Source organism: Azospirillum largimobile, from assembly GCF_977007025.2.
Genome location: NZ_CDRMUA020000001.1, coordinates 165,148 through 189,999, shown reverse-complemented (window position 1 = coordinate 189,999; position 24,852 = coordinate 165,148). Strand labels below are relative to the sequence as shown.

At 66.8% G+C, this 24,852-nt stretch carries 23 protein-coding genes; 15 read left to right on the top strand and 8 right to left on the bottom strand.

Annotation, left to right across the window (positions count from 1 at the left end; translation table 11 throughout):
• Positions 1-179: 179 nt before the first annotated feature.
• Positions 180-632 carry a large conductance mechanosensitive channel protein MscL gene (mscL, locus tag ACWPKK_RS00845; RefSeq protein WP_452000446.1) on the top strand — a complete coding sequence of 151 codons (453 nt, stop codon included), beginning with the start codon at positions 180-182 and terminating at the stop codon, positions 630-632.
• A 233-nt stretch (positions 633-865) separates the two neighbouring features.
• Positions 866-3,592: an EAL domain-containing protein gene (locus tag ACWPKK_RS00840; RefSeq protein WP_452000444.1), complete on the top strand. Its 2,727-nt coding sequence runs from the start codon at positions 866-868 to the stop codon at positions 3,590-3,592.
• A 13-nt stretch (positions 3,593-3,605) separates the two neighbouring features.
• Here ACWPKK_RS00840 and ACWPKK_RS00835 read toward each other — a convergent pair whose 3' ends face one another.
• The 3 genes from ACWPKK_RS00835 to ACWPKK_RS00825 are packed head-to-tail and all read right to left on the bottom strand — an operon-like array spanning position 3,606 to position 4,798.
• Positions 3,606-4,088: an SRPBCC family protein gene (locus ACWPKK_RS00835; RefSeq protein ID WP_452000442.1), complete on the bottom strand. Its 483-nt coding sequence runs from the start codon at positions 4,086-4,088 to the stop codon at positions 3,606-3,608.
• Positions 4,085-4,423, bottom strand: a complete 339-nt coding sequence (locus ACWPKK_RS00830) for an ArsR/SmtB family transcription factor (RefSeq protein ID WP_452000440.1) — start codon at positions 4,421-4,423, stop codon at positions 4,085-4,087. Before ACWPKK_RS00830 ends, ACWPKK_RS00835 begins: the two co-directional genes overlap by 4 nt.
• Before the next feature lie 51 nt (positions 4,424-4,474).
• Positions 4,475-4,798 (bottom strand): DMT family transporter, encoded by a 324-nt coding sequence (locus ACWPKK_RS00825; RefSeq protein WP_452000438.1) that lies wholly within the window; start codon positions 4,796-4,798, stop codon positions 4,475-4,477.
• 181 nt (positions 4,799-4,979) lie between these two features.
• On the opposite strand from ACWPKK_RS00825, the gene ACWPKK_RS00820 reads away from it, so the two are divergent.
• Positions 4,980-6,548 (top strand): lysine--tRNA ligase, encoded by a 1,569-nt coding sequence (locus ACWPKK_RS00820; protein ID WP_452000437.1) that lies wholly within the window; start codon positions 4,980-4,982, stop codon positions 6,546-6,548.
• 438 nt (positions 6,549-6,986) lie between these two features.
• Entirely contained in the window at positions 6,987-8,273 is a 1,287-nt protein-coding gene (locus ACWPKK_RS00815; protein WP_452000435.1) for a DUF2336 domain-containing protein, read from the top strand.
• A 137-nt stretch (positions 8,274-8,410) separates the two neighbouring features.
• Here the strand turns inward: ACWPKK_RS00815 and ACWPKK_RS00810 are convergent, their stop codons facing one another.
• Entirely contained in the window at positions 8,411-8,905 is a 495-nt protein-coding gene (locus tag ACWPKK_RS00810) for a hypothetical protein (protein ID WP_452000433.1), read from the bottom strand.
• A gap of 270 nt (positions 8,906-9,175) precedes the next feature.
• Here ACWPKK_RS00810 and mdh point away from each other — a divergent pair, with 270 nt between their 5' ends.
• The 6 genes from mdh (at position 9,176) to ACWPKK_RS00780 (ending at position 17,839) form a co-directional block, all read left to right on the top strand.
• On the top strand, positions 9,176-10,144 hold the full coding sequence (gene mdh, locus ACWPKK_RS00805; protein ID WP_149228032.1) for a malate dehydrogenase: 969 nt from the start codon (positions 9,176-9,178) through the stop codon (positions 10,142-10,144).
• Positions 10,145-10,275: 131 nt separating this feature from the next.
• Entirely contained in the window at positions 10,276-11,472 is a 1,197-nt protein-coding gene (gene sucC / locus ACWPKK_RS00800; RefSeq protein WP_452000431.1) for an ADP-forming succinate--CoA ligase subunit beta, read from the top strand.
• A 1-nt stretch (position 11,473) separates the two neighbouring features.
• Positions 11,474-12,349 (top strand): succinate--CoA ligase subunit alpha, encoded by an 876-nt coding sequence (sucD, locus tag ACWPKK_RS00795; RefSeq protein WP_014246680.1) that lies wholly within the window; start codon positions 11,474-11,476, stop codon positions 12,347-12,349.
• A gap of 293 nt (positions 12,350-12,642) precedes the next feature.
• A complete protein-coding gene (locus ACWPKK_RS00790) occupies positions 12,643-15,606 on the top strand; it encodes a 2-oxoglutarate dehydrogenase E1 component (protein ID WP_452000429.1) in 2,964 nt (987 codons plus the stop codon).
• 40 nt (positions 15,607-15,646) lie between these two features.
• The gene (odhB, locus tag ACWPKK_RS00785) at positions 15,647-16,894 is read left to right on the top strand and encodes a 2-oxoglutarate dehydrogenase complex dihydrolipoyllysine-residue succinyltransferase (RefSeq protein ID WP_452000428.1); all 1,248 of its coding nucleotides are present in this window, start codon (positions 15,647-15,649) and stop codon (positions 16,892-16,894) included.
• 219 nt (positions 16,895-17,113) lie between these two features.
• Positions 17,114-17,839: a hypothetical protein gene (locus tag ACWPKK_RS00780; protein WP_452000427.1), complete on the top strand. Its 726-nt coding sequence runs from the start codon at positions 17,114-17,116 to the stop codon at positions 17,837-17,839.
• 5 nt (positions 17,840-17,844) lie between these two features.
• Here ACWPKK_RS00780 and ACWPKK_RS00775 read toward each other — a convergent pair whose 3' ends face one another.
• Together ACWPKK_RS00775 and ACWPKK_RS00770 are read right to left on the bottom strand one after the other, a co-directional pair.
• On the bottom strand, positions 17,845-18,183 hold the full coding sequence (locus ACWPKK_RS00775) for a YopT-type cysteine protease domain-containing protein (protein ID WP_452000425.1): 339 nt from the start codon (positions 18,181-18,183) through the stop codon (positions 17,845-17,847).
• Complete coding sequence (locus ACWPKK_RS00770; RefSeq protein WP_452000424.1) at positions 18,184-18,516, bottom strand: hypothetical protein; 333 nt, start codon at positions 18,514-18,516, stop codon at positions 18,184-18,186. It abuts the gene before it with no gap.
• Positions 18,517-18,839: 323 nt separating this feature from the next.
• Between ACWPKK_RS00770 and ACWPKK_RS00765 the strand changes: the two genes are divergently transcribed.
• Complete coding sequence (locus ACWPKK_RS00765; RefSeq protein ID WP_452000422.1) at positions 18,840-19,328, top strand: PAS domain-containing protein; 489 nt, start codon at positions 18,840-18,842, stop codon at positions 19,326-19,328.
• 211 nt (positions 19,329-19,539) lie between these two features.
• On the top strand, positions 19,540-20,790 hold the full coding sequence (gene frc / locus ACWPKK_RS00760) for a formyl-CoA transferase (protein WP_324871077.1): 1,251 nt from the start codon (positions 19,540-19,542) through the stop codon (positions 20,788-20,790).
• 159 nt (positions 20,791-20,949) lie between these two features.
• Here the strand turns inward: frc and ACWPKK_RS00755 are convergent, their stop codons facing one another.
• Entirely contained in the window at positions 20,950-21,159 is a 210-nt protein-coding gene (locus tag ACWPKK_RS00755) for a hypothetical protein (protein WP_452000420.1), read from the bottom strand.
• A 222-nt stretch (positions 21,160-21,381) separates the two neighbouring features.
• Positions 21,382-21,801 (bottom strand): HRDC domain-containing protein, encoded by a 420-nt coding sequence (locus tag ACWPKK_RS00750; RefSeq protein ID WP_324871079.1) that lies wholly within the window; start codon positions 21,799-21,801, stop codon positions 21,382-21,384.
• A 275-nt stretch (positions 21,802-22,076) separates the two neighbouring features.
• Between ACWPKK_RS00750 and ACWPKK_RS00745 the strand changes: the two genes are divergently transcribed.
• From ACWPKK_RS00745 to ACWPKK_RS00735, 3 genes are all read left to right on the top strand, one after another.
• Entirely contained in the window at positions 22,077-23,084 is a 1,008-nt protein-coding gene (locus ACWPKK_RS00745; protein ID WP_452000418.1) for a hypothetical protein, read from the top strand.
• Positions 23,085-23,271: 187 nt separating this feature from the next.
• On the top strand, positions 23,272-23,577 hold the full coding sequence (locus ACWPKK_RS00740; RefSeq protein ID WP_310117389.1) for an STAS domain-containing protein: 306 nt from the start codon (positions 23,272-23,274) through the stop codon (positions 23,575-23,577).
• A 22-nt stretch (positions 23,578-23,599) separates the two neighbouring features.
• Entirely contained in the window at positions 23,600-24,820 is a 1,221-nt protein-coding gene (locus ACWPKK_RS00735; RefSeq protein WP_452000415.1) for a PP2C family protein-serine/threonine phosphatase, read from the top strand.
• Positions 24,821-24,852: the final 32 nt, after the last annotated feature.

The window sequence follows — 24,852 nt, the reverse complement described above, 5'->3', positions numbered from 1 at the left end:
ACGGCTTCGCCGCGGGCCCCTTCCCTCCCCCGCTTCGCAAGGGAGGGAGTTATCCCCTCCCCCGCCCAGCGGGGGAGGGTTAGGGTGGGGGGCTAGCTCCCCAAAAGCAAAACTCCCCCGCTGCAACCAACCCCTCCCCACCCCGTTTCCCCTGCGTCACCACGGGGAAACGGAACGCCATGTTGGAAGAGTTCAAGAAATTCATCAGCCGCGGCAATGTCGTGGAGCTGGCGGTCGGCATCATCATCGGTGCGGCCTTCACCGGGATCGTCAATTCCCTGGTCAAGGACATCCTGATGCCGCCGATCGGCTGGATCATGGGCGGGATCGATTTCTCGAATTACTTCTTCAGCCTGTCGGGCGGCCATTACGACTCCCTGCAGGCGGCCGAGGCGGCTGGCGTCGCCACCATCAACTACGGCCGTTTCATCAACGCCTGCATCAATTTCCTGATCGTGTCGGGCGCCCTCTTCATGATCGTCCGGCAGGTCAACCGGCTGCACATCCTGCACAAGGAAGTGCCGAAGACGCCGCCGCGGCAGGAACAACTGCTGGAGGAAATACGCGACGCCCTGCGCGCCCAGTCCCAAGGTGTCTCCACCGCAGCTTCGACGTCCGACCGCTCCTCCTGACGGCACCTTCGCTCGAAACGGGTATTTGTCACGGGGTAAGGAGAACCCCCCGTTGCCGAGGCTGGGCGAACGGGCTACCCTCTCCGGCGAGATGGCGAGGGCGGGGCGGTGGCCACCGGATGACGGCGCCCGGTCCCGCCATCGCCATGCGCCCCCCGGCAAGAGCCCCCGGCCAGAGCGATGTCAATGTCCGTCCACCGCGTCCCGCCCGCCATCCGCACCGGAACCAGAGGATGAGCCTCGATCCGCGGACCGCCCGTCATGGACGATCTGCGGGCCGGCCCTTCGGGAGCCGGCACCCGGGGGGGCGCCTGGGGGGCCGGTGTCTTGCCGGCGGGCTGGTCGCCCTGCGCCTGCTTATCCTCCTGCTGCTGCCGATGCTGGTCGGCGGCCCGGCCGTGGCGATCAACTCGCCACCGCCTGCCGTGCCGGCGCCCGAGGCGGCACCGCGGCCGGCCGAGGTCCGGGTGGCGCTGGATGACAATTACCCGCCCTACAGTTTTCGCAATGCCGACGGCACCCATGTCGGGATCGTGAAGGACCTGTGGGCGCTGTGGTCGCAACGGACCGGCGTCGCGGTGCGGATGATGCCGAGCGACTGGATTCTGGCACGCCACGCGGTCGACACCGGTGCCGCCGACGTGATCGAGACCATATTCCGCAACGGCGCGCGCGATGCGCGCTACGACTTCTCCACCCCCTACGCCCGCGTCGACGTGCCGATCTGGTTCAGCAGCGACCTCAGCGGGATCATCGGGGTGGACTCGCTGCGCGCCTTCACCGTCGGGGTCAAGGACGGCGATTTCTGCGCCGAATGGCTGACCGACCAGGGCATCACCGCGTTCCAGCGTTTCCCCGGCTTCGAGAAGATGGTTGACGCCGCCGCCCGGCAGGAGACGCGGGTCTTCTGCATGGACGACCCGTCGGCCACCTACTACTTGACCAAGCGCGGGGTGCAGGGACGCTTCCGCTACACCGACCCGCTCTACACCGGCGAACTGCACTGGGCGGTCCGCAAGGGCGAGGCGGCGCTCCACCGCCTGATCTCCGACGGCTTCGCCCGCATCACACCGGAGGAGCGCAAGGCGATCGAACAGCGCTGGATCGGCCGCAGCCTGGGCGGGGTGAGCCCCGGACTGATCGACCTGCTGCTCAAGCTGCTGGCTGGGGTCGCGGTGCTGGGCATCGGCGCGCTGGTCTGGGTGCTGCTGCTGCGCCGGCAGGTGGAAAACAAGACGGAGAGCCTGCGTACCGCGGTCGCCGCCCTGACCGCCAGCGAGGAGCGCGTCCGCACCATCTTCGACAGCGTCACCGACGCCATCTTCATCCACGACCTCGACAGCGGCGCCATCCTGGAGGTCAACCGCCGGATGGCGGAGATGTACCGCATCGGCGACACGCCGCTGACGGACATCCATGTCGGGATGCTCAGCTCCGGCGTGCCGCCCTACACGCGGGACGAGGCGGCGGCCTGGATCCGCAAAACGTCCGGCGGCGAGCCGCAGCTTTTCGAATGGCATGCCCGTCGGCTGGACGGCACCCTGTTCTGGGTGGAGGTCAGCATGCGGCGCGCCACCGTGGACGGCAACGACCGCCGCCTGCTGGTCGTCGTGCGCGACATCACCGAGCGCAAGGCGGCGCAGGAGCGGGTGGAGTATCTGGCGCGCCACGACGTGTTGACCCTGCTGCCGAACCGGCTGCTGCTGCAGGACCGCACCGAACAGGCGCTGGCGCGGGCGGAACGCAGCGGCCGGCTGGTGGCGCTGGTCGCCTGCGGGCTCGACCGCTTCAAGACGGTGAACGACAGCCTCGGCCACGCCGTGGGCGACGCCCTGCTGCGCGCGACGGCGGAACGGCTGAAGGCCGCGGTGCGCGATACCGACACCGTCAGCCGCAGCGGCGGCGACGAGTTCATCCTGCTGCTGTCCGGCCTGCCCGACGGCGACGCGGTGGTCGAAACGGTCGCCTCCCTGCACGAGGCGATGGCGGCTCCCTTCCAGATCGACGGGCACGAGTTGACCGTCACCCTGTCCTCCGGCGTGGCGCTGGCGCCGGCCGACGGCAAGGACTTCGCTACCCTGCTGAAGAACGCCGACACCGCCCTGCACCACGCCAAGGCCGCCGGCCGCGACACCCACCGCTTCTATGCCGAGGCGATGAACGCCGAGGCGGTCGCCCACCTGTCCACCCGCAGCGGCCTGCGCCGCGCGCTGGAACGGGGGGAGTTCCTGGTCCACTACCAGCCCCAGGTCAGCCTGGAGACCGGCGCCGTCATCGGCGCCGAGGCGCTCGTGCGCTGGAACCATCCCGACAAGGGCATGATCCCGCCCGGCGCCTTCATCCCGATCGCCGAGGACAGCGGCCTGATCGTCCCCATCGGCGCCTGGGTCCTGGCGGAGGCCTGCCGTCAGGCGGCGGCATGGCAGGCCCGCGGCCTGTCGCTGTCGGTCGCGGTCAACCTGTCGGCCCTGCAGCTCCAGCGCAGCGACCTCGTCCGCACCGTCACCGGGGCGCTGGCCGACAGCGGGCTGGACCCGCTGCTGCTGGAACTGGAGCTGACCGAATCGATGCTGATCCAGAACACCGATTTGGTGATGGACAATCTGCGCCGGATCAAGGCGATGGGCGTGCAGGTGTCGATCGACGATTTCGGCACCGGCTATTCCAACCTGTCCTATATCGGCCGCTTGGCGGTGGACAAGCTGAAGATCGACCGCAGTTTCGTCGCCGACCTCACCCGCAGCCACGACAGCGCCAAGATCACCGCCGCCGTCATCCAGATGGCCCACGGCCTGAACCTGACCGCCGTGGCGGAGGGGGTGGAGGATGCCGAAACGCTGGAGGCCCTGCGTCAGATGGACTGCGACGTCGCCCAGGGCTATTTCCTCGGCCGCCCCGGTCCGGCCGACGCGGTGGAACGCGCCGCCCGGCAGGTGAACCCGTTCAAGGTCGGGGTCTGAACCGGCAGTCCCCTTACTGTCCCTTCACCAGCGCGACAAGCTGGTCGAGCGCGGTCCCCCACCCCTGGTGGAAGCCCATCTCCTCATGCTGCGTCTTTGCCGCTTCGTCCTTGTGGAAGGCGATGGCGGTATAGAGCGTGCCGCCGGCCGTCGGCTCTATGCTGACCGATGCGGTCATGAATCCGCCGCCGGTGGGACGGAACCCCGGCCCGAGCGCGTCGGTGAAGACAAGAAGCCTCTCCGGCTCCACCGCCAGGAAGCAACCGGTGCTGTCGTTCCTTTCGCCGTTCGGCCCCTCCATCACCGTGCGGAACTTGCCGCCGGGCCGCAGGTCGATCTCACAGGCGGTGGTCCGCCAGGGGGCCGGCGTGAACCACTTCATCAGAAGCTCCGGATCGGTCCAGGCCCGCCAGACGAGCTTCGGCGGAACCGCGACCTCACGCTTCAGTTCAAGGTCGAGCTGCGGATTGAAAGACGCTGCGGTGTAAGCGGTCATGGGGTCTCTTCCTCCCGTTCGTTCAGGTCCAGCACCAGGCTGTCCAATTGGTCGAGCCGCTTGGTCCAGAGGTTCCGCTGGGCTTCAAGCCAGCTTTCCGCCGCCGCCAGCGCCTCCGGCTTCAGCGTGCAGGTGCGCACCCGACTGACCTTCCGCGTTTCGACGAGTCCGCTGTCCTCCAGCATCTTCAGATGCTGAAGAAAGCTCGGCAGAGCCATCTCGAAAGGTCTCGCAAGATCGCTGACCGACGCCGGACCGCGTCCAAGCGCCTGAATCACCGCCCTGCGCGTGGGGTCCGCCAGCGCGCGAAAAGTCATGTCGAGTGCCACATCCATGACGGCACCCTACCGGCAACAAATACTTAGGTCAACGCCTAACTATTGTGATCAGGCCGCCCCACTCGCCACATGCAGGCTGATCACCCCGGCAACGATCAGCGCGATGCCCACCACCTTCATCACCGTCAGCGATTCCCCGAACACGAACACGCCGATGGCGGCGATGGCCGCGGTTCCCGCCGCCGACCAGATGGCATAGGCGATGCCGACCTCGATGGTGCGCAGCGCCTTGGCCAGCAGCACGAAGGCGACGCCATAGCACAGCACCACCACCGCGGCGGGGCCGAGCCTCGTCATCCCGTCCGACATCTTCATCGCAGAGGTGCCGACGATCTCGAACAGGATCGCCACCCCCAGATACAGCCAACTCATCGCCGTCAAATCCCGACCAGCCCCGCGAAGCCGATCCCGCGGGCCGCGCAGGATGGACCGGGCGAGGAAACGCCGCAAGTGCGGCCGAACAAGCCCCACGGTTGACGCCACGCCCGGCGGGCCCTAGGGTCTTTGCCCTCATTCCTTGACTTTATCTATCTGGTTTCGAAAGGGTCCGACGATGACCGGCGAACGGGATCTGGCGTTGCAGGCGAAGGCATGGCCGTTCGAGGAGGCGCGCAAACTGGTCGCGCGCTTCGCGAAAGCGCCGCCCGCCAAAGGCTATGTCCTGTTCGAGACCGGCTATGGTCCGTCGGGCCTGCCGCATCTCGGCACCTTCGGCGAGGTGGCGCGCACCAGCATGGTGCGCCATGCCTTCCAGACCATGAGCGACATTCCGACCAAGCTGTTCTGCTTCTCGGACGACATGGACGGCCTGCGCAAGGTCCCCGACAACATCCCCAACAAGGAGATGGTGGCGGCCAACTTGGGCAAGCCACTGACCCAGGTGCCCGATCCCTTCGGCACCCATGACAGCTTCGGCGCCCACAACAACGCCCGGCTGCGCGCCTTCCTCGACAGCTTCGGCTTCGAGTACGAGTTCCAGTCCTCCACCGACTGGTACAAGTCCGGCCGCTTCGACGAGGCGCTGCTCGGCATCCTGCGCCATTACGACGAGGTGATGGCGGTGATGCTGCCCACCCTCGGCGCCGAGCGTCAGGCGACCTACAGCCCCTTCCTGCCCGTCTCCCCCTCCACCGGCCGGGTCCTGCAGGTCCCGATGCTGGAGCGCAACGTCGATGCCGGCACCATCGTCTTCGAGGACGAGGACGGCAAGAAGGTCGAACTCCCCGTCACCGGCGGCCATGTGAAGCTGCAATGGAAGCCCGACTGGGGCATGCGCTGGTTCGGCCTGGGCGTCGATTACGAGATGTACGGCAAGGACCTGATCCCGTCGGCCGATCTCGCCGGCAAGATCTGCAAAATCCTCGGCGGCACCCCACCGGAAGGCTTCAATTACGAGCTGTTCCTGGATGACAAGGGCCAGAAGATCTCCAAGTCGAAGGGCAACGGCCTGACGATGGAGGAATGGCTGGCCTATGCGCCGCAGGAAAGCCTCGCCCTCTACATGTTCCAGAAGCCGAAATCGGCCAAGCGCCTGTATTTCGACGTCATCCCGCGCGCCGTCGACGAGTACCTGACCTTCGTCGACAAGGTGCATGGCGAGGAGCCGGCGAAGAAGCTGGAGAACCCGGCCTGGCACATCCACAACGGCAAGCCGCCGGCGGTGCGCTCCGACGTGTCCTTCAACCTGCTGCTCAATCTGGCGGGTGCGGCGAATGCCGAGACCAAGGACACCATGTGGGGCTTCATCCGCCGCTACGCGCCGGACGCCACGCCCGAGAACAGCCCCTTCCTAGACAGCATGGTCGGCTACGCCGTGCGCTACTACCAGGATCAGGTGAAGCCGACCAAGCGGTTCCGCGCGCCCACCGACGCGGAGCGCGCCGCCCTGCAGGACCTGCTGGCCAAGCTGGACAGCCTGCCGGCCGACGCCCGCGCAGACACCATCCAGAACGAGGTGTTCGAGGTCGGCAAGACCCACGGCTTCACCGAACTGCGGGCGTGGTTCCAGGCCCTGTACGAAGTGCTGCTGGGCCAGACCACCGGTCCGCGCATGGGCTCCTTCATCCAACTCTACGGCATCGACGAGACCAAGGCGCTGATCCGCGAGAAGCTGGCGGCCTGATCCCATCCTTCCATTCGGATGAAAAGGGGGGTGTCGAAAGGCGCCCCCCTTTTCGTTTACGAACCATTGCGAATGTTATCGTTTTCGAATTTGATCGTTCGTCTGACCTGCGACTCCCGATATGCCGATGAAATGGGCAGAACGCTGCATTCTTGCCCATCCGCTGGGCAAACCAAGCCTTATTCCATACCGCGCTATGCGGATGTCGCACCGCACCAATTCGAAAACCGTGGTACCGCTAACACGGCCGTGGCCGTACACTCCGCCCCGTTACTGCATTTTGCAGTGCGTTTCCTCCCTAGACTAAAGGCCGCGCCCGCATGGGCTGCGGCCCTTTTTTTGGCCTTTCGCAAACGCCCGTCTCCCGGCGCGCAGGATGTCACGGGCTCGGCCGTAGCCGTATTAGGGACCCGTTAACCAGGGCGGCGCTTCGATAGGGTGGATGCTCCCACCACCGCCCTCGCCTCCCCTGAGCGGCGGCGCAACCCGAAGGTCCATGGTCCGGTGACAGCCCGGCGCTCCCCATCCCGCTCCTCCCCCGATCTCCCGCCGGAGACGGATGGCGGAGTCGCGCCCGAGCTGATGGACTATCTGTTCGCCGAGTCGCAGGACGGCACGTCCTCTTCCGCCCCCCTTCCCGCACAGCCCGGCCGTGGCGTCGCCCGTCAGGTCGGCGACGTGCTGGTCGAGTCGCGGCTGGCGGGCATGGGCGATGCCGACGTTCGCTCCACGCTGGCGCGCAAGCTGTGCCGCCTGTTGCCCGACCTGCCGCCGGGCGGGGCCGATACCGTCAGCACCGTCGCCGTGCGTGCACTGGAACAGCTGGCCCGCGACCACATCGTCCGCGTGCGCGAGGCGCTGGCGACAGCGATCAAGGACATCGCCTGCGCGCCCCCGTCGGTGGTGGCGACGCTGGCACGCGACGTCGAGCAATCGGTGGCCGAGCCGGTTCTGCGCTGCTGCGCCGCGCTCAGCGACGAGGATCTGCTGGACATCGTCGCCGCGGCCCCCGCCGGTTGGGCATTGTCCGCCATTGCGCGGCGCCACAGCATCGGTACCGCCCTGTCCGACGCGATCGCCGGCAGCGGCCATGCCGAGGCGACCGGCATCCTGCTGGACAACAGCGGGGCGGTGATCGCCGAACCGACGCTGGAATCGCTGGTGGAGCAATCCGCGCACCATCCCGACTGGCGGGAGAAGCTGGCCCGCCGCCCCGCCCTGCCCCGCCGGCTGGCGCTTCGGCTGGCCGATTTCGTCGATTTGGCGGTGGTGGAGCATTTGCGGCGGCGTCCCGATTTCGACGACGCCACGGTGGCGGAGATCGCCGCCGCCACCCGCCGCCGCATCGACTGGGCCGAATCCCCGGAAGCCTCCGAGCCGCCGGAACGCCGCGCCGTCCGCCTGCACCGGCTGGGCAAGCTGGACGAAACCGCCCTGGGTGACGCGATGTCGTGGAACGAGGCCGGATTCGTCCGGGCGGCACTGACTCTCCGCGCCCGCGTGGCGCCGGAGGTCGTGGAGCTGATCCTGGACTCCCACGATCCGCAGGCGGTGACGGCGCTGGTCTGGCGTGCCGGCCTGTCGATGCGCTGCGCCATGCAGATCCAGGCCCGCGCCGCCGGCATCCACCCGCGCGCCATGCTGAACGCCCGGCAGGGCAGCGGCTTCCCGCTGTCCCCCGCCGAGATGGCCCGACACCTGGAACGCTACGGCATCGGGCCGTAGGGGCGTTATGCCCCCTCCCTACCCCTCCCCCTCTTCGAGGGAGAGGGGACTGCCGCAGCATTGCAAACTCCCCCTCTACCGCCGAAGGCGGGGGAGGGAGGGGGCATCGCCGAGCACCCCCAACACTCCCCAATCCCTTACTGCACGCCCCCGCGCGGCATCGGCTGGCGCGGCGTGGCACGGCCGGTCTGCGGGACCGGGGTGTCGGGCGAGACCTCCTTGTAATAGGGGCCGCGGTCGGTCGGTCCTTCCATCGCCTCGGCCGGGGTGACGATCTGCTCGCCGGTGCCGGCGTCGAAGGCGATCAGCGCCTGCTGGCGGACTTTCAGGCAGGCTTCGCGCTTGGCAGCCATCTCGGCCGACTGCGAGCCGTCGAGCGCCACCAGCGGCAGCACCCAGTTGGACCGCTGGTCGGCGGGGATCGAGGTGTAGACGTAGTTGGTCAGCGGCTGGCAATAGGCGACGCTGGTTTCCGCCGCCGCGTCGGTGATCGGGGCGGCGGCGATGGCGGCGCCATAATCGCCGACCGTCTGCGCCTGGGCACCGCCGGCGGCCGAGACAGCGGAGATGCCGGCGGCGAGCGCCAGCGACAGGGCCGGACCGGGAATGAAACGGGCCACGAGCTTGGCCATAAGCGCTCTCCTTCGACCATATTCGAACAAGGTAAGGACCGGACGCGAACCATACGTATAAAGCCGAACGCTCCGGCCGTTGGAAAGGATCATCGGGGGTGCGACGCAAAGCTGCAATGCCCCGCTTGCGGTGATGCTTGCCCTCCGCGACAAAACGCGCTACCTACGCTTCCGAAATCTCGGGGCGCTGGATCCCTAAGACGTTAGAATGACCAACGGTTCTAGTCTCCCGCTGAATGGGGGACGCTCAAACGTTTTAGGGAACGCTCCATGGCTCGCAAGAAGATTGCGCTCGTCGGTGCCGGCCAGATTGGCGGCACGCTGGCTCTGCTCGCTGCTCAGAAGGAACTGGGCGACGTCGTCCTGTTCGACATCGCCGAAGGCATGCCGGCCGGCAAGGCGCTGGATCTCGCCGAAACCTCCCCGGTCGAGGGCTTCAACGCCAGCCTGACCGGCGGCAACGACTACTCGATCATCGAGGGCGCCGACGTCGTGATCGTCACCGCCGGCATCCCGCGCAAGCCGGGCATGAGCCGCGACGATCTAATCGGCATCAACAGCGGCGTCTGCAAGACCGTCGGCGAGGCCATCGGCAAGTACGCCCCGAACGCCTTCGTCATCGTCATCACCAACCCGCTCGACGTGATGGTGTGGGTGCTGCAGCAGGCCTCCGGCCTGCCGCCGGAGCGCGTGGTCGGCATGGCCGGCGTGCTCGACTCGGCCCGCTTCCGCTACTTCCTGGCCGAAGAGTTCAACGTGTCGGTCGAGGACGTCACCGCCTTCGTGCTGGGCGGCCACGGCGACACCATGGTCCCGCTGGTGCGCTACTCCACCGTCGCCGGCATTCCGCTGCCCGATCTGGTCAAGATGGGCTGGACCACGCAGGAGAAGCTGGACGCCATCGTTCAGCGCACCCGTGACGGCGGCGCCGAGATCGTCAAGCTGCTGAAGACCGGCTCGGCCTTCTACGCCCCGGCCGCTTCCGCCATCCAGATGGCCGAGTCCTACCTGAAGGACCAGAAGCGCGTCCTGCCGGTCGCCGCCCACCTCAGCGGCCAGTACGGCCAGGACGACCTCTACGTCGGCGTCCCGACGATCATCGGCGCCGGCGGCGTCGAGAAGATCATCGAGATCGAGCTGAACGACGAAGAGAAGGCGATGTTCCAGAACTCCGTCGACGCGGTGAAGACGCTGGTCGACGTCGTGAAGAAGCTGGACGCCGAGAAGTCCGCTTCCTAAAGAACGGACTGCGCGTTCTCCGGCGCCCTCCCGGCCCATATTCCGGGTCGGGACGGCGCCGGTGGTGCGCCCGTCTTGTCCTTCAGTCGACCCGTTCTCGTCAGCCGAACCAAAAAACAGATGGACGCCCGATGAACATCCATGAGTACCAGGCGAAAAGCCTGCTGAAGAAGTACGGCGTCGCGGTCCCCCGCGGCGGCGTTGCCTACACCCCGCAGGAGGCCGAGACGGTCGCCCGCGAGCTCGGCGGTCCGGTCTGGGTGGTGAAGTCCCAGATCCATGCCGGCGGCCGCGGCGCCGGGCGCTTCAAGGACAACCCCGAGGGCAAGGGCGGCGTCCGCGTCGTCAAGTCGATCGAGGATGTCGGCAAGAACGCCGCCGAGATGCTGAACCACGTCCTCGTGACCAAGCAGACCGGCGCGGAAGGCCGTGAGGTCAAGCGCCTCTATATCGAGGAAGGCGCCGACATCAAGCGCGAGCTGTATCTCGGCATGCTGATCGACCGCGCCACCGGCCGCGTGACGATCATGGCCTCGACCGAAGGCGGCATGGAGATCGAAGAGGTCGCCCACAACACGCCGGAGAAGATCGTCAAGGTCGCCGTCGACCCGGCCACCGGCATCCAGGGCTACCACACCCGCAAGGTCGCCTTCGCGCTGGGCCTGGAAGGCAAGCAGGTCGGTGCCGCCGCCAAGTTCATCCAGGCCGCCTATCAGGCCTTCGTGGACCTGGACTGCGCCATCGTCGAAATCAACCCGCTGATCGTCACCGGGTCGGGCGACATCCTGGCGCTCGACGCCAAGATGAACTTCGACGACAACGCGCTGTTCCGCCACAAGGACGTGGAAGAGCTGCGCGACGAGGCCGAAGAGGATCCGGCGGAGATCGAGGCGGCCAAGCACAGCCTCAACTACGTCAAGCTCGACGGCAACATCGGCTGCATGGTGAACGGCGCCGGCCTGGCGATGGCCACCATGGACATCATCAAGCTGTATGGCGGCGAGCCGGCCAACTTCCTCGACGTCGGCGGCGGCGCCACGAAGGAGCGCGTCACCGCTGCCTTCAAGCTGATCCTGTCCGACAGCAACGTCGAAGGCATCCTGGTCAACATCTTCGGCGGCATCATGCGCTGCGACGTGATCGCCGAGGGCGTGGTCGCCGCGGCGCGCGAAGTGCACCTGCACGTTCCGCTGGTGGTGCGCCTGGAAGGCACCAACGTCGATCTGGGCAAGAAGATCCTGGCCGAATCCGGCCTGCCGATCCTCTCGGCCGACAACCTCGCCGATGCCGCCGAAAAGGTGGTCAAGGCCGTGAAGGAGGCCGCGTAACATGGCTGTTCTCGTCGATAAGAACACGAAGGTGATCTGCCAGGGCTTCACCGGAGCCCAGGGCACCTTCCACTCCGAGCAGGCCATCGCCTACGGCACCAAGATGGTCGGCGGCGTGACCCCGGGTAAGGGCGGCGCCAAGCACCTCGACCTGCCGATCTTCGACACCGTGTCCGAAGCGGTGGAGAAGACCGGCGCCAACGCCTCCGTGATCTACGTGCCGCCGCCGTTTGCGGCCGACGCGATCCTGGAAGCGATCGACGCCGAGATCCCGCTGGTGGTCTGCATCACCGAAGGCATCCCGGTGCTGGACATGGTCCGCGTTAAGCGCGCGCTCGACGGTTCCAAAACGCGCCTGATCGGCCCGAACTGCCCCGGCATCATCACGCCGGACGAGTGCAAGATCGGCATCATGCCGGGGCACATCCACAAGCGCGGCAAGATCGGCATCGTCTCGCGCTCCGGCACGCTGACCTATGAAGCGGTCGCGCAGACCACGGCGGCGGGCCTCGGCCAGACCACCTGCATCGGCATCGGCGGCGACCCGGTCAACGGCACCAACTTCGTCGACAGCCTGGAGCTGTTCGTGAAGGACCCGGAGACCGAGGGCATCATCATGATCGGCGAGATCGGCGGCGACGCCGAAGTCCGCGGCGCCGAGTTCATCAAGGCGTCGGGCACCAAGAAGCCGGTCGTCGGCTTCATCGCCGGCCGCACGGCTCCTCCGGGCCGCCGCATGGGCCATGCCGGCGCGGTGATCTCCGGCGGCAACGACACCGCCGACTTCAAGATCGACTTCATGAAGTCGGTCGGCATCGCCGTCGCCGACAGCCCCGCCAGCCTGGGCTCCACCATGCTGAAGGTGTTCAAGGGCTGATCGCCTGCGGACGTCGCCTCACCCGCGACGTCCGCGGCTTCGCGCCATTGAGGAGAGGATGACGGGCGGGACGCCGCGGTGCCCCGCCCGCCGCCCCTCACCCCTCCGGGCGGCCCTCTTGGACGGACGGTCCTGGGGACCCATATGCAAGCGTCGACGGTGCGTTTTCGCGCCGCCGGCCTTCGTCGTCGGCGCTCACCCGTCGGCGTTTGCACATGGGGATCCGAACCCCGTCCCCTTCATCCACACGAAATTCTCCCACAGGGACCCGGGTCCACGCCCGAGGTGAAACCATGTCGGCAAATCTGGAACAGACCTCGTTCCTCTTCGGCTCGAACGCCGGTTACGTCGCCGAGCTCTACGCCAGCTATCTGTCCAACCCGGCCGCCGTCGATCCCAGCTGGAACAGCTTCTTCCAGGATCTGGACGAGGATTCGCGCGCCGTCCTGGACGAGCTGCGCGGCGCGTCCTGGACCGTGTCCGATCTGGAAGACCCCAAGGCCAAGCGCGACCCGGTCGCCGAGAGCTTCATCGTCTCCGCCCCCAACGGTGCTCCCAATGGCGTTGGCAATGGCGCCGCCGCCGCGATGAACGGTCCGGGCAACGGCGCCATGCTGGCCCACGCCCAGCAGGTCTATGGCGGCATCAGCCCGCAGCAGCTGCGCGCCGCCACGCTGGACAGCATCCGCGCCCTGATGCTGATCCGCGTCTTCCGCGTCCGCGGCCACATGAACGCGCATTTCGACCCGCTGGGCCTGGAAAAGCGCGAGCCGCACCCGGAACTGGACCCGGCGACCTACGGCTTCGGCCCGGGCGACCTCGACCGTCCGATCTTCCTGAACTACTCGCTGGGCCTGGAAACGGCGACCCTGCGCCAGATCCTCGAAATCTTGCACAAGACCTATTGCGGGACGATCGGCGTCGAGTTCATGCACATCCAGGACCCGGAAGAGAAGGCCTGGATCCAGGAGCGCATCGAGGGCGGCCGCAACCACACCGACTTCACGGTGAACGGCAAGCGCGCCATCCTGGAGCGGCTGACCGCGGCCGAGGGCTTCGAGAAGTTCCTGCAGCTGAAATACACCGGCACCAAGCGCTTCGGCCTTGAGGGCGGCGAGTCGATGATCCCCGCGCTGGAGCAGATCCTGAAGCGCGGCGGCCAGCTCGGCCTGAAGGAGGTTGTCGTCGGCATGGCCCACCGCGGCCGTCTGAACGTGCTGACCAACTTCATGGGCAAGCCCTTCTCCGCCGTCTTCTCGGAGTTCCAGGGCAACCCGTCGAGTCCGCAGGACGTGCAGGGCTCCGGCGACGTGAAGTACCATCTCGGCACCTCGTCGGACCGCGACTTCAACGGCAACATCGTCCACCTGTCGCTGACCGCCAACCCGTCCCACCTGGAATGGGTCAACCCGGTCGTGCTGGGCAAGGTGCGCGCCAAGCAGCAGCAGCGCCGCGACCTGGAGCGCGAGCAGGTGATGGGCGTGCTGATCCACGGCGACGCCGCCTTCGCCGGCCAGGGCATCGTGGCCGAGACGCTGGGCCTGTCGGAGCTGCGCGGCTACCGCACCGGCGGCACCATGCACTTCATCATCAACAACCAGATCGGCTTCACCACCAACCCGACCTATTCGCGGTCGGGCGTGTACTGCTCCGACATGGCCAAGATGGTGCAGGCGCCGATCTTCCACGTGAACGGCGACGATCCCGAAGCCGTCGTGCATGTCAGCCGCATCGCCATCGAGTTCCGCCAGAAGTTCAAGCGGGACGTCGTGATCGACATGGTCTGCTACCGCCGCCACGGCCACAACGAGGGCGACGAGCCGGGCTTCACCCAGCCGATCATGTACAAGAACATCCGCGCCCACGCGACCACGCGCGAGCTGTATGCCAAGCAGCTGGTGAGCGAGAACGTCATCACCCAGGCCGAGGGTGACCAGATCACCCAGGACTTCATGAAGAAGCTCGAGGGTGAGTTCGAGGCGTCCAGCACCTACAAGCCGAACAAGGCCGACTGGCTGGAAGGCAAGTGGGCTGGCCTGCAGGCGCAGGGCGCCGATTCGCCTCACCGCGGCGAGACCGGCGTGGACATCGACACGCTGAAGCAGATCGGCTTCAAGCTCTGCGAGTACCCGAAGGACTTCGCGATCAACTCCAAGATCGCGCGCCAGCTGGAAGCCAAGAAGAAGACGCTCGAATCGGGCGAAGGCATCGACTGGGCGACCGCCGAGGCGCTGGCCTACGCCACGCTGGTGGCCGAGGGCACCGGTGTGCGCCTGTCGGGCCAGGATTCCGGCCGCGGCACCTTCTCGCACCGCCATGCGGTGATGTACGACCAGAACACCGAAGAGAAGTACATCCCGCTCTGCCACGTCAGCCCGGATCAGGCGACCTTCGAGGTCCATGACAGCCCGCTGTCGGAAGCCGCGGTCGTCGGCTACGAGTACGGCTATTCGCTGGCCGAGCCGCACAATCTGGTCCTGTGGGAAGCGCAGTTCGGCGACTTCGCCAACACCGCGCAGACCATCATCGACCAGTTCATCTCGTCGGGCGAGTCGAAGTGGCTGCGCATGTCCGGCCTGGTGCTGCTGCTGCCGCACGGCTACGAGGGCCAGGGTCCGGAACACTCGTCGGCCCGTCCGGAACGCTTCCTGCAGATGTGTGCCGAAGACAACTGGCAGATCTGCAACGTGACGACGCCGGCCAACCTGTTCCACGTCTTCCGCCGCCAGATCCGCCGCAGCTTCCGCAAGCCGCTGGTCCTGTTCACGCCGAAGTCGCTGCTGCGCCACAAGCTGTGCATCTCCGACCTGTCGGAGATGGGTCCGGGCAGCAGCTTCCACCGCGTGCTGGGCGAGACCGCGAACGATCTGGCCGCCAACGACAAGATCCGCCGCATCGTCGTCTGCTCCGGCAAGGTCTATTACGACCTGCTGCAGGAGCGCATGAGCCGCGGCATCAAGGACGTGGTCATCCTGCGCCTGGAGCAGCTCTACCCGTTCCCGAAGGATGCGCTGGCGGCCGAGTTCGCCAAGTATCCGAACGCCGAGCTGGTCTGGTGCCAGGAAGAGCCGGAGAACCAGGGCGCCTGGTTCTTCGCCGACCGCCGTCTGGAAGCCGTGCTGAAGGATGTCGGCCACAAGGCCGCCCGCCCCTCCTATGTCGGCCGCCCGGCCACCGCGTCGCCGGCGACCGGCCTGCTGAAGCGTCACAACCAGGAGCAGGCCAAGCTCCTGGACGAAGCCCTGACGGTCCGCTGACCATCACCCAAGCGAACAAGAAGACGAACGAGGAAAAGAAATGGCTACCGACATCAAGGTCCCCACGCTGGGTGAGTCCGTCTCCGAGGCGACGGTCGCCCGCTGGCTGAAGAAGGCCGGCGACAGCGTCGCCATGGACGAGGCGCTGGTCGAGCTGGAGACCGACAAGGTCACGCTTGAGGTGAACGCGTCGACCGCCGGCGTGCTGGCGGAAATCGTCGCCGCGGAAGGTGCGAACGTCGAGGTCGGCGCCCTGCTGGGCGTCATCAACGAGGGCGCCAGCGCCAGCGCCGCCCCGGCGGCTGCCGCTGCCGCCCCGGCCGCTGCTCCGGCTCCGGCCGCCGCGCCGGCCCCGGCTCCGGCCGCCGCTTCCGCTCCGGGCAACCTGGCCGCTTCCGGCCCGGCCGCCCGCAAGCTGGCGGACGAGAAGGGCATCGACGGCTCGTCCATCGCCGGTTCGGGCAAGGATGGGCGCGTGACCAAGGGCGACGTGCTGGCCGCCCCGGCCACCAAGCCGGCCGCTCCGGCCCCGGCTCCGGCGCCGAAGATGGTGTGGGCTGCCGGCACCCAGGGCGACCGTCCGCGCGCGGCTCAGGAAGAGCGCGTCCGCATGACCCGCCTGCGCCAGCGCATCGCCGAGCGTCTGAAGGAGGCCCAGAACTCCGCCGCCATGCTGACCACCTTCAACGAGGTGGACATGTCCGCGGCGATCGCTCTGCGCGCCGAGTACAAGGACTATTTCGAAAAGCGCCACAAGGTGCGGCTCGGCTTCATGTCCTTCTTCGTCAAGGCCGCCGTCCAGGCCCTGAAGGAGATCCCGGCCGTCAACGCCGAGATCGACGGCACCGACATCGTCTACAAGAACTACTATGACATCGGCGTCGCCGTCGGCACGCCGCAGGGTCTGGTGGTTCCGGTCGTCCGCGACGCCGACAAGCTGGACTTCGCCGGCGTCGAGGGCACCATCGCCGCTCTCGGCAAGAAGGGCCGCGACGGCAAGCTGTCGATGGACGAGCTCACGGGCGGCACCTTCACCATCTCCAACGGTGGTGTCTACGGCTCGCTGATGTCGACCCCGATCATCAACCCGCCGCAGTCCGCCATCCTCGGCATGCACAAGACGATGGACCGCGCGGTCGTCATCGGCGGCAAGATCGAGGTCCGCCCGATGATGTATCTGGCGCTGTCCTACGACCACCGCATCATCGACGGCAAGGAAGCGGTCACCTTCCTCGTCCGCATCAAGGAGCTGATCGAGGATCCGCGCCGCCTGCTGCTGGACGTCTGATCTGAAAGAGGCAAGGGAGGGCTTCGGTCCTCCCTTGACCCACCCGCCAAGGGCGACGGCCCTTGGAACCCTGAAGGGGCGCCGCGAGGCGCCCTTTTCTTTTTCGGCGATACAACCGGACTGAAAGATCTTTCACCAATAACAATCGTTCCGATCTGTTGACAGTCCTTGCGTGCCAGTATTGTCTCAAAAACCCAATTACCACTTAAGAGCGCCGCCATGCCGGTCAATATCCTCGATCTGGCCGTTGCCTCGAACACCGTCTATAACTTCCAGAAGGGCCGGGGCAACGACGCGGCTGCCTTCAACAAGGCGGAAGGGGCGCGGCGCTCCCCGCCCGGATTCCAGGTGATCTTCACCCATGAGGACACGGATGTCGGATTCTTCGGCGCCGTCTATCAGGAAAAGCACTCCGACCAGTACATCATCGCCTATCGCGGCACGGCGGTCGGCAGCAGCACCTCCGGCCAGATGGCCGGCGGCAAGAACCTGAAGACCGACATCGCCCTCTACACCATCGAAAGCCTGCCAGCCGGCATTCGCGCCGCCAAGCTTCTGCTGGAACAGGCGAAGATCCTCATCAAGAAGGCGAGCCCCATTCTTTGCGGCCATTCGCTGGGCGGCGCCATCGCCACCATCGTCGCGGTGGAGGAAGGGCTGCCCTGCTGCGCCTTCAATGCGCCGACCGTTTCGAAGATGGTGCGCGGCGGGATCATCCACGGCCCCTATGTCCGCGTGCACCAGGATAATCTGCCGGCCGTCGAGAAGCAGATCGTCAACTTCAACCTGCAATGGGATCCGATCAGCAAATCGTCCAAGGCGGTGGGCAGGGTGATCAAGCTGCCGGCGACCCTGGCCGGCGGCGGCCATTCGCAGGACAAGGTGGTCGCCAACATCAAGACCAGCAAATACGCCTCGATGCCCTTCTTCGATCTGGTCGGGTGATCCCGTCAGGCGAAGGAAATGCTCTGCACCACGAATTCCTGAACCCGGTAGTCAATGGTCGACCCGTCCCGCTTCACGAAGTTGCGGTACCGGTCGACCAGCCCGGTGAACAGGTTGGCGACGCTGCCGCTCGACGCCCTGAACTCGCCGAAATTGGGATCGAAGAAATACAGGTGCGATCCCAACCCGAAGGCCTTGCCACCGGACTTGTAGCAGCAGGTCGCGTGCGCCGCCCCCCGCTGTTCGAAATTCATGCTGACGATGTGATAGGTGTGGGGGCTGGCGGTGGCGATCGAGATCGCCTTCATCACCTCCTTGATGCTGTCGGAGTCGGTCGCGTCCATCTACTCCGTTCTGGTCGATCCGATCTTCAACCCGGCATGGCTCATCGCCTGATTGCGGGCGCCCAACTGGCCCGATGACAGGTCGAGATCGAAGAACAGTTCCGCGCCATAGAGGCGCTGCTTGATGCTGGCATGCAGGATCGTGCTGTCTTGGTCGATGAAGGCGATACGCTTCTGCGGCGTTTCCCCCTTGTTGGCACGGTGGCGTCTGATCCATTCCAGAGTAAGGCCGAAGCAAATCCCGCCATTCACCTCGTGATCGTCCGGGAACAGTCGCTGGATCGGCAGACGCTGCTTGAAGGGCGCCACGCAATAGCTGTCGAAAGCGGCCATTCCCATTCCTTTTCGTTGCGGCGGAAGGGCGGATTTTTCCCGTTCTGCAGGCGCCGTCGCCTGGATCCTATGCGGATAACCATGGGTACACAATCGATTGTGCCCCAGGCGGAGCCCTGTCGATTTCGGTGCCGTCCCTTTTCGCGCCGACCGGCTGTCTGTTCGCCATAAGGACAGTTTGCATCGCGCTCAAATCCTCTTGCATGGTCGGTGGCATCTGGTATACCGTATCGATAATGTCAGTGCGGCACGGCTTTCCGGCCATGACGCACCGGCTCCCCCGGCGCCCAATCCAAGAGGGGGCGAGCGCCAAGGAGATCGACATGGAACAGACGGCAGCAGCGGGGTCGCCCGCGGTTGTTGCAGCAGCGGGTTCTCCCGCGGTTGTTGATTGCGAGCAGCTGGTGTCGGTGATCGGGGATGCGGTCATCGTGTCCGATCCGGCTGGCGCCATCACCCTGTGGAATGCGGCGGCGGAGCGGATGTTCGGCTTCACGCCCGCCGAGGCGATGGGCAGGTCGCTCGACATCATCATTCCGGAACGCCAGCGGCAGCGCCATTGGGACGGCTACGAGAAGACCATGGCCACGGGCGAAACCCGCTACGGGCACGATCTTCTGCGGGTCCCGGCGGTCCACAAGGACGGGCACAGCCTGTCGATCGCCTTCACCGTCGCGCTGTTGCGCGGGACCGACGGTTCGGTGACCGGCATCGTCGCCGTGGTGCGGGACGAAACCGATCGCTGGACCGAAGAGCGGAAGCTGCGCCGCCGCCTCGCCGAACTCGAGGCGGTCGCAACCGCGGCCGGCTGATCCAGTCCTCCGTTCCAGCCCCCTGAACCATAACCGCCGAATTTCGGCCAATCGGAATTCGGCCATCCGATTTCGGCGGACATCGAACACCGGCCGGCCACCGGCCTTGGCGCCTCCATTCTGAGGGCGTCGGCCGGCCGGACAGCAGAGCAAGCAGAAACACGTCCACGGGACAAACGTAAACAACGCGAATAAAGGGAGTGTTGCAGTCATGACCAAGCCGCTCGAAGGCATCAAGATCATCGACTTCACCCATGTGCAGGCCGGCCCCGCCTGCACGCAGCTTCTGGCCTGGTACGGCGCGGACGTGATCAAGGTCGAACGTCCGGGCGCCGGCGACGTCACCCGCAGCCAGCTGCGCGACATCCCCGATGCCGATGCGCTCTATTTCACCATGCTGAACAGCAACAAGCGCTCCCTCACCCTGGACACCAAGACCGCCGAGGGCAAGGAAGTCCTGGAACGTCTGATCAAGGAATCCGACGTCCTGGTGGAGAATTTCGGCCCCGGCGCGCTCGACCGCATGGGCTTCAGCTGGGACCGCATCAAGGAACTGAACCCCGGCATGATCGTCGCCTCGGTCAAGGGCTTCAGCGACGGCCACCATTACCAGGACCTGAAGGTCTATGAGAACGTCGCCCAGTGCGCCGGCGGTGCGGCCTCCACCACCGGTTTCTGGGACGGCCCGCCGACCGTGTCCGCCGCCGCTCTCGGCGACAGCAACACCGGCATGCACCTCGCCATCGGCATCCTGACCGCGCTGATGGCCCGCACCAAGACCGGCAAGGGCCAGAAGGTCGCCGTGTCGATGCAGGACAGCGTGCTGAACCTCTGCCGCGTCAAGCTGCGCGACCAGCAGCGCCTGGACCGCGTCGGCTACCTCGAGGAATACCCGCAGTACCCGCACGGCAAGTTCACCGACGTGGTTCCGCGCGGCGGCAATGCCGGCGGCGGCGGCCAGCCGGGCTGGGTGCTGAAGTGCAAGGGCTGGGAGACCGATCCGAACGCCTACATCTACTTCACCATCCAGGGCCATGCCTGGGCGCCGATCTGCAAGGCTCTGGGCCGCGAGGAGTGGATCGACGATCCGGCCTACAACACGGCGCTGGCCCGTCAGGACAAGATCTTCGACATCTTCGCGATCATCGAGGACTGGCTGAAGGACAAGACCAAGTTCGAAGCCGTCGACATCCTGCGCAAGTACGACATCCCCTGCGCGCCGGTGCTGTCGATGAAGGAGATCGCCAACGACCCGTCGCTGCGCGCCAGCGGCACGGTGGTTGAGGTCGACCACAAGCAGCGTGGCAAGTACCTGACGGTCGGCAGCCCGATCAAGTTCTCCGACATGACGGTCGAGGTTACCGGCTCCCCGCTGCTCGGCGAGCACACCGACGAGGTGCTGGCCCAGCTCGGCTACAACAAGGACCAGATCGCCGCCATGCACCAGGCCAAGGTGGTCTGAGGCACGTCCCGCAAGCTCTCCCTCCCCTGCGATCGGACCGACCTACGGTCGGCCGGGAGCGGGGGAGGGTTGGGGCGGGGGCAATCGGCAACCACTCCCCACAAACGAAAACGGCGCCCCACCCGGGCGCCGTTTTTCTTTTTCCAAACCTTCAGCCCCTCACGCCTTCCCGGCGCGGTCCAGATCATCCAGGATCTCGCCGGCGCGGTTGGTCAGGGTACGGGCCAAGCGGGCGTAATGGCCGTTGCCGGTCACACGGGCACGGTTGGCAGCTTCCGCACCCAGCTGCGCCAGCTCATGCGCGATCTTCCTATAATCGGGCTTCCTGTAATCAGGCTTCCGGTATTCGGACTTCCGATCGTCGGGCACCTCGCCCCACGCCAAATCCGCTACGGCACGAGCCTTCGGAGGAACCTTCGAAGCCACAACCGCCTCACCCGCTGATTGCATCGCGATTGTGCGATCCTGACACGGCAAGGGGCGGGGTCCAACTGACGCTTACGGCAGGGCAGGCACAGCCTTTGGGTGTGTCACGCCCGACCGAAGCGGATAGGCCGCCGCCGGTGGCCTGCCCCGCCGACCAGTCGCCGATCAGTCGTCGATCAGCAGGTCCAGCGTGGAGCGCACCACCTGCACGATCTCGCCGCCATGGGGGGCGGCGCCCAGGCCGCGGGCATTCATGATGATCGACAGCTCGTGCTCCGTCGTCGGGGCGAAGCGGGCGATCTCCGACACCAGATCGTCCGACAGCACGACGTCGCGCGTCACCCCGGCCTGGACCGCGGCCTTGTCGCGCCAGCCGTTCAGGGCGGCGGCGATGGCCGCCTCGATCTGCTGCGACTCCTCCTTGCGGCGGAGATCGGTGAACAGCACCAGCACGCGCCACGCGCCGTCGGCGTAGGCGGTCTCGATGCGCTGGACCTCCACCGTCCGCAGGAAGGCGGAAAGCTGCGTCTGCGCCTCCTCTGCGGTGGCGTCGGGAATGGTGAAGGTGCGGATTTCGGTGCTCATCGCCAATCCTGCTGTGAGGGCCAATCCTGCTGTGAGGCCGTCCTATTGGGCTCGGATCCTACACAGGATTGGTGCGTTCGGCAAACTGCGACCCTGCCGCAGGGGTGTTCCGTCCCCTTGGGGATACCCCCAATTTCCACATGCCGATTCTCCTCCCCCGCGCGTTGTGGGAGGAGCCGGGCGCTCACCCGACGCGCCCAGCCCCCCGATGCGAGCGCCCGCCGCATGATCGCTGTGCCCCGAACACCGTGTCATGACCGCCGTGGAGTCCACCGATGACCGATCCGGAACCGCAAGCCGCCCAAGCCGCTGCCGATAAGCCCGCTGCTGAGCAGGTCGCCGCCGAACAGGCCGTCACGGAACCGCCCCGCGGCCGGAGCCGCTGGCGGACGCTGGGCTTCGGGCTGCTGCTGGCGCCGCTGGCCTTGGGTGGATTGGCGGTGCTGGCGGTTCTGTGGACCGGCACCCTGCTCTACGACCAGCCCTTCGCCTGGTACAACCTGAACCGCATCAATGCGCTGGCCGACCGGGCGGCGCGGAACTCCGATTCGGTATCGGTGGTGGCGCTGGGCGACACCACGCTGCGCGACGCCACCCTGGACGAGCGCGGCATGGCGGAGCTTGCCGCCAAGCGCGGCGTGCCGAACCTGGAATTCCTGCGCATCGTCCACCGGCAGGCCCAATTCGCCGATTTCGAGCCGCTGCTCGACCGGCTGATCGCCGTGAAGCCGACGCTGATCCTGATCGACCGCAGCCTGCTGACCGCCAGCCGCGGCCCGATGGACGAGCTGGAACGCTACGGCCACGGCCTGATGCGCCTCTATCGCGGCCAGACCCATGTGCAGGACCAAGTGGCGCTGCAGTACCGGCGCGGCTGCGGCCCCACCCCGTCGGCGTGGCTGACCGGCGGCACGCCCGACGCCGTCACCGGCAGCTCCGCCACGGCCCAGCAGGTGCGCGCCTTCATCGACCGTGCCTGGGCCGCCGGCATCCGCGTCGCCCTGATCGAGGTGCACAGCCGCCCCGCTCCGCGCTCCAACGGCCTGATCGCCGCCGCGTCGGCCGCGGAGCCCACTGCCGCCACCCTCACCCCCGCCTGCGCCAACCGCGAGGCCGGCGTCGATGGCCGCAGCGCCTTTTCGGCCTGGCTGACCGGCGGCATCGCCGGGGCGGTCGCCGGCGCCCAGCCCGACCGCGTGCCCGGCCGGGTGATCCCCGCCTCGGACTTGGAGCGGACAGCGTCCCACGGGAAGGCCGCAAGCGAATCCGCCTCCCTACCCTGACGGAAGTTTTTCCTCAGAAAACTCATCGTATGGAACACAAATAAGTTGAGCAATTCCGCGGCCAGTGCAGCTTTTTGGTCGCTCCATCATCAAAGTGACATCCCCTCCGCCTAACATTCCGCAGCGCAGCAAGTGCAGGTGAAAACCGCAACTCCGCTGCGGAACAGGAGCAAAGGGGAAAACAGTGATGGATTTCACCGTCAGCGATGTCCACGACCTTACCGAGATCCGTCTGAGCGGCCGCATGACCTTCACCGACCACAATGCCTTCCGGTCGGTGATCGCGGCGATGGACCGGCCGGCCGGACACCGGGTGGTCTTCGACCTGTCGGACCTTGAGTTCGTCGATTCCACCGGGCTGGGCGTCTTCTTCATTGCGCACGACACGGCCCGCCGCAAGGATTTGCGGCTGGCGATGCAAGGTGCGCGCGATCAGGTCCACCGCGTCTTCCGCGCAGCCAACCTGCACGGGATCATCCCGGTTTCGGCCTGACCGGCACGGCGGGGCGGATCCGATGGCCTCGGGACAGCTCTACGCGCTGGATCTCGGCCAGCCGCTGGGCGATCGGAAGGTGCTGATCGCCGACGACAGCCTGTATGACCAGCGCATCCTGAGCCGGTTCCTGCATTGGGCCGGCATCACGCGGATCGCCTGCGTCTCCAACGGGCCGGAGCTGCTGTCCTGCATCGGCGCCTTCGACCCCGACCTGCTGGTGGTGGACGCCGACCTTGCCTGTGCCGACCTGCTCGCCCTGTGCCGGGAGTTGCGGAGCAACCAGCGCTGGCACGACCTGCCCATCCTGGTGCAGGGCGCCCAAATGACCGACCAGATGCGGACCCTGTGCTTTCAGGCCGGCGCGACCGACCTGCTGGGCAAGCCGGTCAATCCCGGCGAATGCATCGCCCGGGTCCGCTATCATCTGGAACGCCGGTCGATGGTGCAGGAGCTGCGCGCCTTCCGCGAGCGGGTCGGCCAGGATTTGGGCCAGGCGCGGGCGATGCAGCTTTCGCTGGCGCCAGAGCCGCTGTGGCTGGAAGCGCTGGCGGACCGCCATCACTTGAGTATCGCCCCAGTGTTCGAAACCTCCGACGAGGTCGGCGGCGATTTCTGGACCGCGTTCGAAATCGATGCCGAACGGATCGGCGTCTTCATCGCCGACCTGTCGGGGCACGGTATCGCCGCGGCCATCAATGCCTTCCGGCTCCACACCCTGCTGGCGCGCCAGCCGATGGAGGAGTTGATGGAGCCGGCACGCCTTCTGACCAGCCTGAACCAGCGCCTGTCCGCCATCCTCGCGCGCGGTCAGTTCGCCGCCGCCTTCTACGGCGTGATCGACCGCGGCAGCGACCGCCTGCACTATGCGGGTGCCGGCTCGCCGCCGCCGCTGCTGGCGAGGGCGGGCGGGCTGAGCGTGCTCGATTCGTCCGGCCTGCCCCTCGGGATCCTGGAGGAGGCCGGCTACGTTACCCGCTCCGCTCCCTTCCGCGACGGCGATGCGCTGTTCCTCTATTCCGACGCCATGACGGAGGCTCAGGACGCCGACGACACCATGCTGGGCGACGACGGGCTCGCCGATCTGGTGGCGCAGGCGCTGGCGGAAGCACCGGCCTGGCCGCTTCTGTGGGTGATGACCCGCTTCACCGAGCGGTTCGGCACCCGGCTGTGCGACGATTTGACCGCCCTGTGGATCGCCCGGCAGGATACGCCGGACCGCCTCTTTCCGCCTTCCGATTAAACCACTTTTTGTTTATGGTTTTCCGGTCGGGC

Coding starts and splice junctions, on each gene's coding strand:
- mscL (WP_452000446.1), top strand. CDS start 180: ATGTTGGAAGAGTTCAAGAAATTCATCAGCCGCGGCAATGTCGTGGAG.
- ACWPKK_RS00840 (WP_452000444.1), top strand. CDS start 866: ATGAGCCTCGATCCGCGGACCGCCCGTCATGGACGATCTGCGGGCCGG.
- ACWPKK_RS00835 (WP_452000442.1), bottom strand. CDS start 4,088: ATGACCGCTTACACCGCAGCGTCTTTCAATCCGCAGCTCGACCTTGAA.
- ACWPKK_RS00830 (WP_452000440.1), bottom strand. CDS start 4,423: ATGGATGTGGCACTCGACATGACTTTTCGCGCGCTGGCGGACCCCACG.
- ACWPKK_RS00825 (WP_452000438.1), bottom strand. CDS start 4,798: ATGAGTTGGCTGTATCTGGGGGTGGCGATCCTGTTCGAGATCGTCGGC.
- ACWPKK_RS00820 (WP_452000437.1), top strand. CDS start 4,980: ATGACCGGCGAACGGGATCTGGCGTTGCAGGCGAAGGCATGGCCGTTC.
- ACWPKK_RS00810 (WP_452000433.1), bottom strand. CDS start 8,905: ATGGCCAAGCTCGTGGCCCGTTTCATTCCCGGTCCGGCCCTGTCGCTG.
- mdh (WP_149228032.1), top strand. CDS start 9,176: ATGGCTCGCAAGAAGATTGCGCTCGTCGGTGCCGGCCAGATTGGCGGC.
- sucC (WP_452000431.1), top strand. CDS start 10,276: ATGAACATCCATGAGTACCAGGCGAAAAGCCTGCTGAAGAAGTACGGC.
- sucD (WP_014246680.1), top strand. CDS start 11,474: ATGGCTGTTCTCGTCGATAAGAACACGAAGGTGATCTGCCAGGGCTTC.
- ACWPKK_RS00790 (WP_452000429.1), top strand. CDS start 12,643: ATGTCGGCAAATCTGGAACAGACCTCGTTCCTCTTCGGCTCGAACGCC.
- odhB (WP_452000428.1), top strand. CDS start 15,647: ATGGCTACCGACATCAAGGTCCCCACGCTGGGTGAGTCCGTCTCCGAG.
- ACWPKK_RS00780 (WP_452000427.1), top strand. CDS start 17,114: ATGCCGGTCAATATCCTCGATCTGGCCGTTGCCTCGAACACCGTCTAT.
- ACWPKK_RS00775 (WP_452000425.1), bottom strand. CDS start 18,183: ATGGACGCGACCGACTCCGACAGCATCAAGGAGGTGATGAAGGCGATC.
- ACWPKK_RS00770 (WP_452000424.1), bottom strand. CDS start 18,516: ATGGCCGCTTTCGACAGCTATTGCGTGGCGCCCTTCAAGCAGCGTCTG.
- ACWPKK_RS00765 (WP_452000422.1), top strand. CDS start 18,840: ATGGAACAGACGGCAGCAGCGGGGTCGCCCGCGGTTGTTGCAGCAGCG.
- frc (WP_324871077.1), top strand. CDS start 19,540: ATGACCAAGCCGCTCGAAGGCATCAAGATCATCGACTTCACCCATGTG.
- ACWPKK_RS00750 (WP_324871079.1), bottom strand. CDS start 21,801: ATGAGCACCGAAATCCGCACCTTCACCATTCCCGACGCCACCGCAGAG.
- ACWPKK_RS00745 (WP_452000418.1), top strand. CDS start 22,077: ATGACCGATCCGGAACCGCAAGCCGCCCAAGCCGCTGCCGATAAGCCC.
- ACWPKK_RS00740 (WP_310117389.1), top strand. CDS start 23,272: ATGGATTTCACCGTCAGCGATGTCCACGACCTTACCGAGATCCGTCTG.
- ACWPKK_RS00735 (WP_452000415.1), top strand. CDS start 23,600: ATGGCCTCGGGACAGCTCTACGCGCTGGATCTCGGCCAGCCGCTGGGC.